The organism is Streptomyces sp. V4I2, assembly GCF_030817655.1.
In the GTDB taxonomy this organism is placed as follows: domain Bacteria; phylum Actinomycetota; class Actinomycetes; order Streptomycetales; family Streptomycetaceae; genus Streptomyces; species Streptomyces plumbiresistens.
This window is the reverse complement of sequence record NZ_JAUSZM010000003.1, coordinates 4280388-4294455: the sequence shown is the minus strand read 5'-3', so window position 1 is coordinate 4294455 and position 14068 is coordinate 4280388. Positions and strand designations below refer to the sequence as shown.

The 14068-nt window shown below is 69.8% G+C and carries 15 protein-coding genes and 1 pseudogene; 11 read left to right on the top strand and 5 right to left on the bottom strand.

Going from position 1 to position 14068, the window contains the following annotated elements; translation table 11 throughout:
• Positions 1 to 2 precede the first annotated feature (2 nt).
• Positions 3 to 527, bottom strand: coding sequence for a hypothetical protein (locus QFZ76_RS20230; protein ID WP_307675060.1), 525 nt, complete (start codon positions 525 to 527; stop codon positions 3 to 5).
• A gap of 122 nt (positions 528 to 649) precedes the next feature.
• Between QFZ76_RS20230 and QFZ76_RS20225 the strand changes: the two genes are divergently transcribed.
• The 8 genes and pseudogenes from QFZ76_RS20225 to QFZ76_RS20190 form a co-directional block, all read left to right on the top strand.
• Complete coding sequence (locus tag QFZ76_RS20225; protein ID WP_266439182.1) at positions 650 to 1354, top strand: response regulator transcription factor; 705 nt, start codon at positions 650 to 652, stop codon at positions 1352 to 1354.
• On the top strand, positions 1351 to 2769 hold the full coding sequence (locus tag QFZ76_RS20220; protein WP_307675059.1) for a HAMP domain-containing sensor histidine kinase: 1419 nt from the start codon (positions 1351 to 1353) through the stop codon (positions 2767 to 2769). The genes QFZ76_RS20225 and QFZ76_RS20220 overlap by 4 nt, the downstream gene beginning before the upstream one ends.
• Before the next feature lie 203 nt (positions 2770 to 2972).
• Positions 2973 to 4286 carry an ABC transporter substrate-binding protein gene (locus QFZ76_RS20215; RefSeq protein ID WP_307675058.1) on the top strand — a complete coding sequence of 438 codons (1314 nt, stop codon included), beginning with the start codon at positions 2973 to 2975 and terminating at the stop codon, positions 4284 to 4286.
• Positions 4283 to 5263, top strand: coding sequence for a carbohydrate ABC transporter permease (locus QFZ76_RS20210; RefSeq protein WP_307675057.1), 981 nt, complete (start codon positions 4283 to 4285; stop codon positions 5261 to 5263). Before QFZ76_RS20215 ends, QFZ76_RS20210 begins: the two co-directional genes overlap by 4 nt.
• Positions 5260 to 6144, top strand: a complete 885-nt coding sequence (locus QFZ76_RS20205; RefSeq protein ID WP_307675056.1) for a carbohydrate ABC transporter permease — start codon at positions 5260 to 5262, stop codon at positions 6142 to 6144. Before QFZ76_RS20210 ends, QFZ76_RS20205 begins: the two co-directional genes overlap by 4 nt.
• Positions 6145 to 6170: 26 nt before the next feature.
• Positions 6171 to 7484: a glycoside hydrolase family 36 protein gene (locus QFZ76_RS20200; protein WP_307680076.1), complete on the top strand. Its 1314-nt coding sequence runs from the start codon at positions 6171 to 6173 to the stop codon at positions 7482 to 7484.
• Positions 7481 to 9484: a beta-galactosidase gene (locus tag QFZ76_RS20195; protein WP_307675055.1), complete on the top strand. Its 2004-nt coding sequence runs from the start codon at positions 7481 to 7483 to the stop codon at positions 9482 to 9484. The genes QFZ76_RS20200 and QFZ76_RS20195 overlap by 4 nt, the downstream gene beginning before the upstream one ends.
• A gap of 42 nt (positions 9485 to 9526) precedes the next feature.
• Positions 9527 to 9787: pseudogene (locus QFZ76_RS20190) on the top strand (hypothetical protein); the annotation flags it as partial.
• Positions 9788 to 9869: 82 nt separating this feature from the next.
• On the opposite strand, the gene QFZ76_RS20185 reads toward QFZ76_RS20190, so the two are convergent.
• Both QFZ76_RS20185 and QFZ76_RS20180 read right to left on the bottom strand, forming a co-directional pair.
• The gene (locus tag QFZ76_RS20185) at positions 9870 to 10061 is read right to left on the bottom strand and encodes a DUF397 domain-containing protein (protein ID WP_307675054.1); all 192 of its coding nucleotides are present in this window, start codon (positions 10059 to 10061) and stop codon (positions 9870 to 9872) included.
• Positions 10001 to 10429: a helix-turn-helix domain-containing protein gene (locus tag QFZ76_RS20180; protein WP_307675053.1), complete on the bottom strand. Its 429-nt coding sequence runs from the start codon at positions 10427 to 10429 to the stop codon at positions 10001 to 10003. The genes QFZ76_RS20185 and QFZ76_RS20180 overlap by 61 nt, the downstream gene beginning before the upstream one ends.
• Here QFZ76_RS20180 and QFZ76_RS20175 point away from each other — a divergent pair.
• The 3 genes from QFZ76_RS20175 to QFZ76_RS20165 are packed head-to-tail and all read left to right on the top strand — an operon-like array spanning position 10428 to position 11508.
• Positions 10428 to 10886 carry an ATP-binding protein gene (locus QFZ76_RS20175; protein ID WP_307675052.1) on the top strand — a complete coding sequence of 153 codons (459 nt, stop codon included), beginning with the start codon at positions 10428 to 10430 and terminating at the stop codon, positions 10884 to 10886. The two genes, QFZ76_RS20180 and QFZ76_RS20175, sit on opposite strands and share 2 nt — an antisense overlap.
• The gene (locus QFZ76_RS20170; protein WP_307675051.1) at positions 10883 to 11092 is read left to right on the top strand and encodes a type II toxin-antitoxin system VapB family antitoxin; all 210 of its coding nucleotides are present in this window, start codon (positions 10883 to 10885) and stop codon (positions 11090 to 11092) included. Before QFZ76_RS20175 ends, QFZ76_RS20170 begins: the two co-directional genes overlap by 4 nt.
• Complete coding sequence (locus tag QFZ76_RS20165) at positions 11089 to 11508, top strand: PIN domain nuclease (protein ID WP_307675050.1); 420 nt, start codon at positions 11089 to 11091, stop codon at positions 11506 to 11508. The genes QFZ76_RS20170 and QFZ76_RS20165 overlap by 4 nt, the downstream gene beginning before the upstream one ends.
• A gap of 74 nt (positions 11509 to 11582) precedes the next feature.
• On the opposite strand, the gene QFZ76_RS20160 is transcribed toward QFZ76_RS20165, so the two are convergent.
• A complete protein-coding gene (locus tag QFZ76_RS20160) occupies positions 11583 to 13031 on the bottom strand; it encodes a GH1 family beta-glucosidase (RefSeq protein ID WP_307675049.1) in 1449 nt (482 codons plus the stop codon).
• 133 nt (positions 13032 to 13164) lie between these two features.
• Positions 13165 to 14067: a carbohydrate ABC transporter permease gene (locus QFZ76_RS20155; protein ID WP_266439205.1), complete on the bottom strand. Its 903-nt coding sequence runs from the start codon at positions 14065 to 14067 to the stop codon at positions 13165 to 13167.
• Between the last annotated feature and the right edge of the window lies 1 nt (position 14068).

Genomic DNA, 14068 nt, shown 5'->3' with positions numbered 1-14068 from the left:
ATCTAGTAGTTCCCGATCTCCACGCGCGGCGGCCCGTCGTGCCAGGTGCAGAACACCGACACCCGGTCCGCGCCCGAGCCGAACTCCACCCGGATCCACGAGTCCGTCTTCCACACCTGCATCGACCAGCCGGTGCCGGGCGTCGCCGACACCAGCGTCGCGGACGTCTTCCCGAGGTCGAAGACCGCACGGCCGCCGTCGGTGTCGTAGCTCTTGATCTGCCCGGACGCCGTGGGGGACGGGCCGGCGCTCGTCGTCGGTGGGCTCGGCGGGCTCGACGGGGTCCGGGTGGGGGCCGGGGACAGCTCGCGCGAGGGGCTCTTCGACTCGGACGGCGTCGGCCGGGCCGTCGACGACGCCAGCGGCTTCGACTCCTGCGTGGTCGCGTCGGCCGCCGTGATGGGCAGGGCGCGCGGCGGGTCGTAGGCCGTGCCCGTCATCACCGAGTGGACGCCCCACCACGACAGCGTGACCGCCGCGCCCGTGGCGAGCGTCCAAGCCAGTAGGTGTATGAGTCCTCTGCGCATCGCGGGCCATACTGCCTCACGCGTCCCACCGATGTCGCCCGGTGCGCGGGTCGTTGTCCACAGGTGCGAAGTTGTCCACAGGCACCGGAAGGGCCTCCCTCGCATGGCGTAGGTTGCGGCGCATGGCAAGTGTGCTCGTGGTCGAGGACGACCAGTTCGTACGCTCGGCGCTCATCCGGCACCTGACCGACGCCGCCCACACGGTGCGCAGCGTCGGTACGGCACTGGAGGCGCTGCGCGAGGTCGCCCATTTCCGTTTCGACGTCGTGATCCTGGACCTCGGTCTGCCCGATCTGGACGGCTCCGAGGCCCTGAAGATGCTGCGCGGCATCACCGACGTCCCCGTGATCATCGCCACCGCCCGGGACGACGAGACGGAGATCGTCCGGCTGCTGAACGCGGGGGCGGACGACTACCTGACCAAGCCGTTCTCGGTCGAGCACCTGTCGGCACGGATGGCGGCGGTCCTACGACGGTCCCGCAGCGCCGGCGGGGACGCTCCGCCGGAGACCGTACTGCGCGTCGGCGGCCTGACCGTCGACCCGCTGCGCCGGCAGGCCGAGCTGGACGGCGTACGGCTGGACCTCACCCGGCGCGAGTTCGACCTGCTCGCCTTCCTGGCCGGCCGGCCAGGTGTCGTCGTCCCCCGCAAGGAACTGCTCGCCGAGGTGTGGCAGCAGTCGTACGGCGACGACCAGACCATCGACGTCCATCTGTCGTGGCTGCGCCGCAAGCTCGGCGAGACGGCGGCGAGTCCGCGCTATCTGCACACGCTGCGGGGCGTCGGCGTGAAGCTGGAGCCACCGGGATCGGAGCCGGCGCGATGAGATGGGCACTGGTCAAGGTCTCGCTGGCGGTCACCACCATGGTCGTGGTCGCCTTCGCCATCCCGCTCGGACTCGTCATCAAGGAGATGGCCCGGGACCGCGCCTTCTCCAACGCCGAACGGCAGGCTGCGGCCGTCGCCCCCGCCCTGTCCATCACCACCGACCGCGACCAGCTGGAGCGGGTCGTCGCCTCGGCCGGGTCGGACGCGGGCCTGGCCGTGCACATACCGGCGTCGGACGGCGCCGCGGCCGTCGACCTCGGGCGGCAGCGCGCCGCCGACGGGGACATCGCGACCGTGCGGAAGCTGGGCCGCGCCTCCACCAGCGAGGTGCCCGGCGGCTCCACGCTGCTCCAGCCGGTCGCGCTGAGCTCCGGCGAGATCGCGGTCGTCGAGGTGTACGTCCCGGAGTCCGAGGTCAGCAACGGCGTCGCCACCGCGTGGGCGGTCCTCGCCGGGGTCGGTGCCGCGCTCGTCGTCGGCTCGGTCGCGGTCGCCGACCGGCTGGGCGTGCGGATGGTGCGGCCCGCACAGCGCCTGGTCGAGGGCGCGCACGAACTGGGGGAGGGGAAGCTGGGCGCGAGGGTGCCGGAGGAGGGGCCGACCGAACTGCGGCTGGCGGCGGTGGCGTTCAACTCCATGGCCGACCAGGTCGTACAACTCCTGGCGAACGAGCGGGAGTTGGCGGCCGACCTGTCCCACCGGCTGCGCACACCGCTGACCGTGCTGCGGCTGAACGCGGCCTCGCTCGGGGACGGGCCGGCCGCCGAGCAGACCCGGGCCGCGGTCGCGCAGTTGGAGCGCGAGGTCGACACGATCATCCGTACCGCCCGGGACGCCAAGCCGCAGACCGCGGCCGCCGGGCCGGGCGCCGGCTGCGATGCCGCCGAGGTCGTGCGTGAGCGGATGGCGTTCTGGTCGGCGCTCGCAGAGGACGAGGGCCGCAAGTGGCGGGTGGCCGGGGCGGACCGGCCGGTGCGCATACCCGTGGCCCGCGCGGACCTGGTCGCCGCGCTGGACGCCCTGCTGGGCAACGTCTTCCGGCACACCCCGGTGGGCACGGCCTTCGCGGTGGACCTGCACAACGGCGAGGACGCGGTGATCGTGCTGGTGTCCGACGCGGGGCCGGGCATACCCGACCCCGCGGCGGCGATGGCGCGCGGCCGGGGTTCGGGGAGCGCCGGGTCGACCGGGCTCGGCCTCGACATCGTGCGGCGGCTCGCGGAGGAGACGGGCGGGGACGTGCGGCTCGGGGCGTCGGTGCTCGGCGGGACCGAGGTGCGGATCTGGATCCAGCTGGACGGACGCGAGCGGGCGCCTCTGCGGCGGGGGCGGGGGCACCGAGGCTCCGTACGACGGCGTCGGCCCGGCCGACTGGTCTCCACCTTCAGCAACCGGTCCCGACCCCTTCCCTGAGCGTCCCATCCCCTCCGTGAACGTTCCCATCCGGGCGGGAGGGCTCGTGTCGATTACGTTTCGACAAAACGGCCCGAAAGCTATTGACGTATGACCTGACATACGGCTGTCATTGCGCAAACGTGTTTGGTCAAGTTGATTTCTGGTCGATTGCGATCGGATCTCCGCCCGACCCGACCGACCCTCCCCGTCAGGAGCCGTTCATGCCCGACCTCTCTCCCTCCGGCCTCTCCTTCCCGTCCCCCAGTCGCCGCACCATGCTCCGCGGCATGGGTGGCGCGGCCCTGCTCGGCGCCGGGATACCCCTGCTGAGCGCCTGTGGCGGCAGCGGCACGTCCGCCGACCCGAAGACGGTCACGCTCGGCTCCAAGGCGTCCGACGCGGTGCCGAAGAAGGCGTTCGCCGACGTGTACGCGGCCTACAAGAAGAAGTCCGGCATCACGGTCGACGTGAACACCAAGGACTCGAACACGTTCCAGGAGCAGATCAACTCCTACCTGCAGGGCACGCCGGACGACGTGTTCACCTGGTTCGCCGGCTACCGGATGCAGTTCTTCGCGGCCAAGGGCCTCGCCACGCCGATCGACGACGTGTGGCAGAAGATCGCGGGCAACTTCCCCGAGGCGATGCAGAAGCTCAGCAAGGGCGAGGACGGCAAGTACTACTTCGTGCCGCTGTACACGTACCCCTGGGCGCTGTTCTACCGGAAGAGCGTCTTCAAGCAGTACGGCTACGAGGTCCCCACCACGTGGGACGACTTCGTCGCGCTGTGCAAGCAGATGCAGAAGGACAAGCTGGTCCCGATCGCCTTCGGCGACAAGGACGCCTGGCCCGCGCTCGGCACCTTCGACCAGATCAACTTCCGCAAGAACGGCTACGACTTCCACGTCGACCTGATGGCGGGCAAGGCCTCCTGGACCGACGCCAAGGTGAAGTCCGTCTTCGACCTGTGGGCCGAGATCCTCCCCTACCACCAGGAGGGCGCCGTCGGCCGCACCTGGCAGGACGCCGCGCAGACCCTGGTGTCGAAGAAGGCCGGCATGTACCTGCTGGGCACCTTCGTGGGCCAGCAGTTCACCAACCCGGCCGACCTCGAGGACCTCGACTTCTTCGCCTTCCCGGAGATCGACCCGGCGTACGGCCAGGACACCGTCGAGGCACCTACCGACGGCTTCATGATGAGCAAGAGCCCGAAGAACAAGGCCGAGGGCGTCAAGCTCATGGAGTTCCTGGGCACCCCCGAGGCCGAGGAGGCCTACCTCAAGGCCGACCCGAGCGTCGTGGCCGCCTCCACCAAGGCCGACACCTCGGCGTACACGCCTCTGCAGAAGAAGGCGTACGACATGATCGCCGGGGCCAAGAGCCTCACCCAGTTCATGGACCGCGACAGCCGCCCGGACTTCACCTCGACGGTGATGCAGCCCGCGCTGCAGAAGTTCGTCCGTGACCCCAAGGGCGTCGACAGTCTGCTGTCCTCGATCGAGCGCCAGAAGAAGACGATCTTCGCCTCGTCATGACAACGGAAACCACAGAGGAGATCCCGGAGGCGGCCGCGGTGCCGCCTGCGGGCACTGCCCCCGCCAAGAAGAAGGTGCCCCACGGGCATCGCCGTCTGCTCACCCGCCGCGACCGGTTCACCCTGGCGTTGATGGCGGGTCTGCCGACGCTCCTGCACATCGCCCTGGTGTGGGTGACGGCCTTCGCGTCGATCGCGCTGGCCTTCACCACCTGGGACGGCATCGGCTTCGACTCGATCAAGTGGGTCGGGCTCCAGAACTTCAAGGAACTCTTCGAGCAGAACCCGCAGTTCTGGCCGGCCGTCCAGCACAACGTGATCTGGTTCGTGGTCCTGATCGCGATCCCGACCCCGCTGGGCCTGTTCCTGGCCGTGCAGCTGGACAAGAAGATCCGCTTCAGCCGGGTCTACCAGACCGCGTTCTTCCTGCCCGTGGTCATGTCGATGGCCGTGATCGGCTTCGTCTGGCAGCTCATCTACAACCCCGACACCGGCCTGATCAACAGCGTCATCGGGGCCAACGAGCCGGGCAAGTACATCGACTGGATCGGCGACCCGGACCTCAACCTGTGGGCCATCCTCATCGCCGCGTCCTGGCGCCACACCGGCTACATGATGATCCTCTACCTGGCCGGCCTCAAGGGCGTGGACCCCTCGCTGCGCGAGGCGTCCTCGCTGGACGGCGCCAACGAGTGGCAGACGTTCAAGAACGTCATCTTCCCCACCCTGCGCCCCACCAACACCGTCGTCCTGGTCGTCACCATCATCGAGGCGCTGCGCGCCTTCGACCTGGTCTTCGTCTTCAACAAGGGCGCCGAGGGCACCGAACTGCTCTCCATCCTGGTCACCAACAACATCATCGGCGAGTCCAGCCGCATCGGATACGGCTCCGCGATCGCGGTCGTGCTGCTGCTGATCTCCCTCGTCGTGATCATCCCGTATCTGGTGTCCACCTTCCGGAAGGAGCGGCGCGCATGAGCACCACCGTCATGACCAAGACCCGCACGCCCGTCCGCCCCGCCCGGATCCTGCTGCACCTCTTCCTCGCGGGCGCCTCGCTGGCCTGGCTCGCGCCGCTGCTCTGGGCGCTGTACTCGGCCCTGCGGCCGTACTCGGAGACCAGCGAGAAGGGTTATGTCTCCTGGCCGGACAAGCTGAGCCTCGACAACTTCACGAACGCGTTCACGCAGTCCGACATGGGGCACTACTTCGTCAACACGATGATCATCGCCGTGCCGGCGGTGCTGGTGACGCTGTTCCTGTCGTCGATGGTCGCCTTCTACGTCAGCCGCTTCGACTTCCGCGTCAACCTGTTCCTGCTGCTGGTCTTCACCGCGGGCAACCTGCTCCCGCAGCAGGTCATCATCACCCCGCTGTACCGCCTGTACCTGCTCGTTGACCTGCCCGGCATCACCATGTCCGGCAAGCTGTACGACTCCGCGCTCGGCCTGGTCCTCATCCACGTGGCGTTCCAGTCCGGCTTCTGCGCGTTCGTGCTGAGCAACTACATGCGCTCGCTGCCGCACGAGCTGACCGAGGCCGCGCTGGTGGACGGCGCCTCGGTGTGGCGCATGTACTGGCAGATCGTGCTGCCGCTGTGCCGACCGGCGATGGCGGCCCTGGCCACGTTGTTGTCCATCTGGATCTACAACGACTTCTTCTGGGCCCTGGTCCTCATCTCCACCGGCGAGAACATGCCCATCACCTCCGCGCTGAACAACCTGACCGGCGCGTACTTCACCGACCCCAACCTGGTCGCCGCCGGCGCCCTGCTCACCGCGATCCCGACGCTGATCGTGTACTTCGTGCTCCAGCGCCAGTTCGTCAGCGGCCTGACCCTGGGCGCCAACAAGGGCTGACCGCCCCCCGCTTGAAAGAGACCTCCGTGCACAACCCCTTCACCCCGGTCGCCTCCGTGCCCGTGGACGCGCGGAACGCCCGCGTCCACGAGGAGGGCTGGCAGTCCTGGAGCCCCAGCGGCGCCTACGCCCTCGACGCGACGCCGTACCGCCCGACGAACGACAACTGGGCGACGGTCTGCTACCGGCCGGGCGTCATCGTCCCCGAGGGCACCTTCCAGGGCGAGGGCCTGCTGGCGCTCGACCCGGGCGACGGTTCGCCGGTCCGGCTGTGGGCGGCGGCGGACCCGCTGACGGAGGTCCCGTCGATCCGCCTGCTCGTCGAGGGCGACACGGCGGAGATCAGCGCCGACGGCCCGGTGAAGGAGTTCACGGGTACGGACATCCGGTCGACGCTGGCGGACTGGGCCGCGGGCCTCGGGCTCGCGGCCCCGCGTCCGGCCCCGTCGGTCTGGTGCTCCTGGTACGAGTACTTCACGGCCGTCACCGAGGACGACATCCACGAGAACCTGCGTGCGATGGACACCCTCGACCTGCCCATCGACGTCGTCCAGATCGACGACGGCTACCAGAAGGCCCTCGGCGACTGGCTCACCCTCTCCGGCCGCTTCCGCTCCCGCGCGGGGATCGCCGACGCGATCCGCGCCCGGGGCCGCCGGGCCGGCATCTGGACGGCCCCCTTCCTGGTGGACCCGGCGAGCGACCTGGCCGCGGAGCACCCCGACTGGCTGGTCAAGGACGCCGACGGCGGCTTCGCGCACGCGGGCCGCAACTGGGGCCACGACCTGAGCATCCTCGACACCACCCACCCGGCCGCGGCGGAGTACCTGACCTCGGTCTTCACGACGCTGCGCGCAGAGGGCTACGACTACTTCAAGGTCGACTTCCTGTACGCGGGGGCTCTGGACGGCGTACGGCATTCATCCGTGGACGCTCTCCAGGCGTACCGCTCCGGCATCGAACTGATCCGCGACGCGATCGGCGAGGACGCCTACCTGCTGGGCTGCGGCGCCCCCCTCCTGCCCTCCATCGGCCTGTTCGACGCGATGCGGGTCAGCCCCGACACGGCCCCGCACCGCCGCCCCGAGGCCGACGACTACAGCCAACCCGGCCAGGACCCGGCCGAGTTCACCGGCGCCGGCCGCCAGTGGCAGCACGGCCGCCTCTGGATCAACGACCCCGACTGCCTGATGGCCCGCCCCGCGGTGGAGACCCGGGAGCGGTGGGCGGCGCACGTCGAGGCGACGGGCGGCCTGATGGCGTCCAGCGACCGGCTGCTGTCGCTGGACCAGTGGGGCGTGGAGACTACGCGCCGTCTTCTGACGGGAGTCGACCGTTGAGCACCTTGAAAGTTCCGGGTATCGCCTACGGCGGCGACTACAACCCCGAGCAGTGGCCCGAAGAGGTCTGGGCCGAGGACGTACGCCTCATGCGCGAGGCCGGCGTCACCATGGTCAGCGTCAACATCTTCGCGTGGGCGCTGCTGGAGCCGCGCGAGGGTGAGTACGACTTCTCGCGCCTCGACAGGATCCTCGCCCTGCTCCACGAGAACGGCATCGCCGCCGACCTGGCGACGCCGACGGCGGCCCCGCCGGCGTGGTTCTTCCGCGCGCACCCGGACGCGCTGCCGGTGGACCGGGACGGCCGCGGACTGTCGTACGGCAGCCGCCAGACGTTCTGCCCGAGCAGCCCCGCCTACCGCGAGGCCGCCCTGCGGATCACGGGCGAACTCGCCGCGCGGTACGCCGATCACCCGGCCGTGGTGATGTGGCACATCCACAACGAGTACGGCTGCCACAACGCGGAGTGCTACTGCGACGAGAGCGCGGCGGCTTTTCGCAGGTGGCTTCGGGTGAAGTACGACGACTTGGCGGCGCTGAACGCCGCCTGGGGCACCACCTTCTGGAGCCAGTGGTACTACGACTGGGACGAGATCATCCCGCCGCGCGCCACCGGAGCCGTCCCCAACCCGACCCACCAGCTGGACTGGCGTCGCTTCTGCAGCGACGAACTGCTGTCCCTGTACAAGGCGGAGCGGGAGGTGCTGCGGGAGGCGGCCCCTTCTGTGCCGGCCACCACCAACTTCATGGTGATGTACAACTTCGACGCGCTGGACTACTGGCGCTGGGCCCCCGAGCTGGACATCGTCTCGAACGACCACTACCTCCAGTCCGCGGACCCGGAGTCGGAGATCGACATCGCGCTGAGCGGCGACCTGGTGCGGTCGCTCGCGGGCGGGCGTCCGTGGCTGCTGATGGAGCACTCGACGGGCGCGGTGAACTGGCAGCCGGTCAACCGGGCGAAGAACGCGGGGGAGTTGCGCCGCAACGCCCTCGCCCACGTGGCGCGTGGCGCGGACGGCATCGCCTACTTCCAGTGGCGGGCCGCCAAGGCGGGTGCTGAGCAGTGGCACTCGGCGATGCTGCCGCACGCCGGGACGGACAGCCAGATCTGGCGGGACGTCGTCGCACTCGGCGCCGACCTGAAGGCACTGGCGGAGGTGCGCGGCAGCACGGGCACGGCGAAGGTTGCCATCGTCTGGGACTGGAACGCCTGGTGGTCCGTCGAACTGGCCTCACAGCCCAGCGGCGAGGTCCGCTTCCAGGACCTGGTCCGCTCCTGGTACGAGCCGCTGTGGCGGGCGGGCGTCGCCGTGGACTTCGTACGTCCGGACGCCGACCTGTCGGCGTACCGCCTGGTCCTGGCCCCGAGCCTCTACCTCGTCGACGACGAGGCCGCGGCCAACCTGACACGCTTCGCGGAGAGCGGCGGCACGCTGGCCGTCGGCTTCCACAGCGGCGCGGTGGACGAGAACTGCCATGTGCGGCTGGGCGGTTACCCGGGGGCGTTCCGGAAGGCGCTGGGTGTGCGGACGGACGAACTCTTCCCGTTGCTGCCCGGAGAATCGGTCGGCCTGAGCGAAGGCGGCACGGCGGGCCTCTGGTCGGAGCGCGTGCACCTGGCCGGCGCCGAGGCGATCACCTCGTACACGTCCGGGCCGCTGACTGAAGTCCCGGCGGTGACCCGCCACCCCCACGGCACGGGCACGACGTGGTACGTGGCGACGCTCCCGGACCCGACGACGCTCGCCGCGCTGCTGGACCGCATGTGCACGGAGGCGGGCGTCGAGCCGGTTCGCGTCACGCCGGAGGGCGTGGAAGCAGCACTCCGGCGCGGGGCGGACGCCGACTACCTCTTCCTGATCAACCACGGCGACCGGGACGCGGAGATCGAGGTCTCGTGCGACGGCGCCGAGCTGTTGACGGGCAACCGGGTCGAGGGCGGCACGGTCACCGTCCCTGCGGGGGACGTCGTGGTCGTGCGGGAGCCGCGCGGGTGAAGGACCGAGCTGAACTCCTCCTCGTTTCATAATCTGGGCTCCATGAGCGAGACCTCGTACGGCATCGGGGAAGGGCCGGCCACCCGGGTCAGCCTTTCCCTCCCGGAGGGGACGGCCGAGGCGATCCGCCAACGGGTCGGCAAGCGCGAGTTCTCTGCGTTCGTCACCGAGGCGGTGGAGCGTGAGCTGCGAGGCCAGATCCTCGACGAGTATCTGGCCGGCTACGAGCGCCGCAACGGACCGATCTCCGAGCAGGAACATGAGGGGGCCCGGCGCGTCTTCGACGAGGTGTTCGCCGAGGAGGGCCACGCCGTCCCGGTCCTCGCCCCGATTGACCCCGACGCGGTGCTCCGTGTCCGGGACGTCGTGTTCGCGCATCTGGGGCTCAGCGACTGAAGGTTCCCACCTTGACGGCGTGCAGGAGGTTGGCCAGGGCACGGGGCGTGGTCGTGGCGATCTCGTGTGGGTGGTCGCTTTCGCGGAGGCGGATGCAGGACGGGGCGGATGCCGCCAGTTCTACGCACTCGCCCTCGCCGCCGGTGCTGAACGACGACTTCTGCCAGGCGAGTTGAGGCACGGCAAGGTTCCTTTCAGCGGATTGTGAGTGCGCATCACCGTCGAGCGTGATTCCAGTTCTGCCAGGTCCCGGGCTGCGGGGCCGATCGTGTCGGCGAACTCGTCCCACCATCCCTTGCCGCGTTCCTGGGCCATGGCCATCAGGGTGTCGAAGTAGGGCCCGGGTGGGCAGCCGTATTCCCGGAGCACCTTGTACAGGCGGTTGTGGGACACGTCTAGGCGCCCGGTCTCGATGTTGCTGATGCGAGCACGGTCCGCGTCGAGGATCGCAGCCGCCTTTTCGCCGGACAGCCCTGCGCGTACGCGCAGCTTGCGCAGCTCTGCTCCCAGCCTGCGCTGACGCTCGCTGGGATTACTCCTGGGTGCCATGGTCAACCTCCTGATCAAGCAGTCTGCCGACCTCAACGCACTCGTCTTCCCGCCCCACCCCGCCTGGGTCCGCACCGCCCGCGAAACGGTCCGCAACCTGCTCGCCGTATCCGGTAGACACGAACTCGCCGACACCGTCGCCCTGTTGACCTCAGAGGCCGTCACCAACGCCATCAACGCCTGCGCCGACAAGGGCTGCACCACCCCCGTCACCCTCTTCGCCGGCTGGACGGACCCGCATCGCCTCCGCATCCTCATCCGCGACGAGGCCCCGGGCCTGCCCACCGTCCGCATCCCCGCCCAGGACGACGAGGACGGCCGCGGCATGCACCTCATCTCCCACGGCGCCGACGCCTGGGGCGTGTGCACGCACGGTCCCGGCCCGGGGAAAGCCACCTGGTTCGAGCTCGTGGATATACTGGATTCGCCAACGGATATCCAGGAGGTCCTCTCATGACCAAGACGCTGATCGACATCGACGAGGAACTGCTGGCCGAGGCGGCCATAGCGTTCGGGACCAAGACCAAGAAGGACACGGTCAACGCCGCACTCAGGGAAGGCGTCGAACGCAAGAAGCGCGCGCTCGCACTGGCCCGGCTCGCGGCACGGGCGGACGCCGGTGACTTCGACATGCTGCTGGACAAGGAGAGCTACCGTCGATGAGCGCGGCCACCTACCTCATCGACACCAGCGCATTGGTCCGCATCCTTAAACAGCAGGCTCGCACCCTCTGGGAGAAGCCGCTGCAAGAGGGCCTGATCGCCCGCTGTCCGCTGACCGAAGTCGAGTTTCTCCACAGCGCCAGGAACGCCGAGGACCGGGCCGTTCTGGTCCAGGATCTGGACGCGCTGTTCGGCTGGACGCCCCTCGACGACCGGGCCGTGACACGCGCCTGGGACGTGCAGGGGGAACTCACCGAGAAGGGCCAGCACCGTTCCGCAGGTGCGGTGGACCTGCTCGTCGCCGCGACGGCCGAACTCCAGGGGCTGACCATGCTGCACTACGACAACGACTTCGAGACCATCGCCTCGGTCACCGGGCAGCCGACTCAGTGGCTTACGGCCCCGGGCAGCCTCTGAGCCCTCCGAACCGCGAGCCGCGGCACGTCCCCTCCACGTGCCGCGCCCCGTCCCCCGGCCCCCCGGACAGTGGCTTACTCGGCCGCCGCCACCGGCGGAAGCGTCCCCGTCCGCGCCGCGTCGCGGTACCACAGCGCGCTCGACTTCGGTGTCCGCTCCAGCGTCGCGTAGTCCACGTACACCGCGCCGAACCGCTTGCCGTAGCCGTACGCCCACTCGAAGTTGTCCATCAGGGACCACAGGTAGTAGCCCCGCACGTCCGCGCCGTCCGCGATGGCGCGGCGGACCGCGCGCAGGTGGCCGTGGAGATACGCGATCCGCTCGGGGTCGTGGACGCGGCCGTCGGGGTCGGGCTTGTCGTCGTAGGCCGCGCCGTTCTCGGTGATGTAGATCGGCAGACCCGGCGCCTCACGCGTGTAGCGCATGATCAGGTCCTGCAGGCCGGTCGGGTCGATCGTCCAGCCCATCTCCGTGCGCTCGCCCGGCGTCTGGTGGAAGGCGACGTCGTCCGCGCCCGGCCAGGGGGACTGCGAGCTGGAGCCGTGGCCGTCGGCGCGCGGGCCGCTCACCGAAGTGTCCGCCGCCGACACCAGCGTCGGCGTGTAGTAGTTGAGCCCCAGCGCGTCCAGCGGCTGGTTGATCGCCGCCAGGTCGCCGTCCTGGACGTACGACCAGTCCGTGATCAGCTCCGTCGCGGCGTACAGCGTCTCCGGGTACGCGCCGTGCAGCATCGGTCCGTGGAAGACGCCGTTGGCGAGGTCGTCGATCTTCTGGGCGGCCGCCAGGTCGGCGGGGTCCTGTGAAAGCGGCCTGACCACCGAGGAGTTGAGGCTCACCGCCACCGAGTTGCGGGCCGGCATCGCGGCGCGCAACGCGGAAGCGCCCAGACCGTGCGCCAGGTTCAGGTGGTGCGCGGCCTTCAGTGAGGCCGCCGCGTCGGTGCGGCCGGGGGCGTGCACCCCGGAGGCGTAGCCCAGGAAGGCGCTGCACCACGGCTCGTTGAGGGTGATCCACTGCTCCACCCGGTCGCCGAGCGCCTCGCCGACGATCTGCGCGTACTCGGCGAAGCGGTACGCCGTGTCGCGCTCGGGCCAGCCGCCCGCGTCCTCCAACTCCTGCGGCAGGTCCCAGTGGTAGAGGGTGACGGCCGGCTTGATGCCCACGGAGAGCAGCTCGTCCACCAGCCGGCGGTAGAAGTCCAGGCCACGCTGGACCGCCGGGCCCCGGCCCGTCGGCTGCACCCGCGACCAGGAGATCGAGAACCGGTACGCGGTCAGGCCGAGGCCGGCCATCATCGCCACGTCGTCGCGGTAGCGGTGGTAGTGGTCGACAGCGATGTCACCGGTCTCGCCGCCGGCCGTCTTGCCCGGCGTATGGCTGAAGGTGTCCCAGATGGAGGGCGTACGGCCGTCCTCCCGCACCGCCCCCTCGATCTGGTAGGCGGAGGTCGCGGCGCCCCAGAGGAACGCGGGAGGAAAGGTCACCGGGGTCGCCGGGGTCGCCGGCGTTTCGGACTCAGGCATGGAAGCGCTCCCATAGGAGGTCGTGCCGACCGACAGTCGGGGGATGGGGGGAAGAGAGGGAAGAGAGGGGAGGAAGAGAGCGGGGGCCGAGGCAGCGGTGGCTCGGCCCCCGGAAGCAGCAGCGGACCGGGCCTCAGCCCTTGACCGCGCCCTGCATGATGCCGCCCACGATCTGCTTGCCGAAGATGGCGAAGACGAGCAGCAGCGGCAGCGTGCCCAGCAGCGCGCCCGCCATGATCAGCGACTGGTCGGGCGTGAAGCCGCGGCCGAGTCCCGCGACCGCGACCTGCACGGTGGGGCTGCCGGTCTGGGTCAGGACCAGGAACGGCCACAGGAAGTCGTTCCACGTCTGGACGAACATCAGCATGCCCAGGACGGCCATCGCGGGCCGCGCGGCCGGGAACACCACGTGCCACACCACCCGCCAGCTGCTCGCGCCGTCCACCCGGGCCGCCTCGATGATCTCGTCCGGCAGCGCCTGGATCAGGTACTGCCGCATGAAGAACACACCGAACGCGCTCACCAGCGACGGGAAGATGACGGCCTTCAGCTGATCGGTCCAGCCGAGCTCGGCGACCATCATGTACAGCGGGATCACACTGAGCTGCGGCGGCACCATCATGGTGCCGATCACGATCAGCATCATCGCGCCCCGGCCCTTGAACCGCAGCTTGGCGAAGGCGAACCCGGCGATCGTCGACAGGAACACGATGGTCGCCGCCGACACTCCCGCCACGAAGGTGGTGTTGATGAACGCCTCGCCGAGGTTGGCGTCGTTCCAGGCGATCTCGAGGTTGTCGAAGAGGTTCGAGCCGAACCAGAACGGCGGCGGCGTCTGCGCCAGGCGCTGGGTGTCGCGGGATGCGGCGATCGCCGTCCACACCAGTGGGAACAGCGAGCCGATGGTGAACAGGGCGAGGATGATGTACGCGATCGGACCGGCGTGCATCTGCCCGCCCGCGCGCGCCGACCTGGGCCGCCGTATGCGCTTGGGCTTCTCGTCGGTCGTGTCCTGCGGGGTCAGTGTCGTCGTCACG

Coding starts and splice junctions, on each gene's coding strand:
- QFZ76_RS20175 (WP_307675052.1), top strand. CDS start 10,428: ATGGTCAACCTCCTGATCAAGCAGTCTGCCGACCTCAACGCACTCGTC.
- QFZ76_RS20165 (WP_307675050.1), top strand. CDS start 11,089: ATGAGCGCGGCCACCTACCTCATCGACACCAGCGCATTGGTCCGCATC.
- QFZ76_RS20180 (WP_307675053.1), bottom strand. CDS start 10,429: ATGGCACCCAGGAGTAATCCCAGCGAGCGTCAGCGCAGGCTGGGAGCA.
- QFZ76_RS20205 (WP_307675056.1), top strand. CDS start 5,260: ATGAGCACCACCGTCATGACCAAGACCCGCACGCCCGTCCGCCCCGCC.
- QFZ76_RS20215 (WP_307675058.1), top strand. CDS start 2,973: ATGCCCGACCTCTCTCCCTCCGGCCTCTCCTTCCCGTCCCCCAGTCGC.
- QFZ76_RS20210 (WP_307675057.1), top strand. CDS start 4,283: ATGACAACGGAAACCACAGAGGAGATCCCGGAGGCGGCCGCGGTGCCG.
- QFZ76_RS20220 (WP_307675059.1), top strand. CDS start 1,351: ATGAGATGGGCACTGGTCAAGGTCTCGCTGGCGGTCACCACCATGGTC.
- QFZ76_RS20225 (WP_266439182.1), top strand. CDS start 650: ATGGCAAGTGTGCTCGTGGTCGAGGACGACCAGTTCGTACGCTCGGCG.
- QFZ76_RS20170 (WP_307675051.1), top strand. CDS start 10,883: ATGACCAAGACGCTGATCGACATCGACGAGGAACTGCTGGCCGAGGCG.
- QFZ76_RS20160 (WP_307675049.1), bottom strand. CDS start 13,031: ATGCCTGAGTCCGAAACGCCGGCGACCCCGGCGACCCCGGTGACCTTT.
- QFZ76_RS20230 (WP_307675060.1), bottom strand. CDS start 527: ATGCGCAGAGGACTCATACACCTACTGGCTTGGACGCTCGCCACGGGC.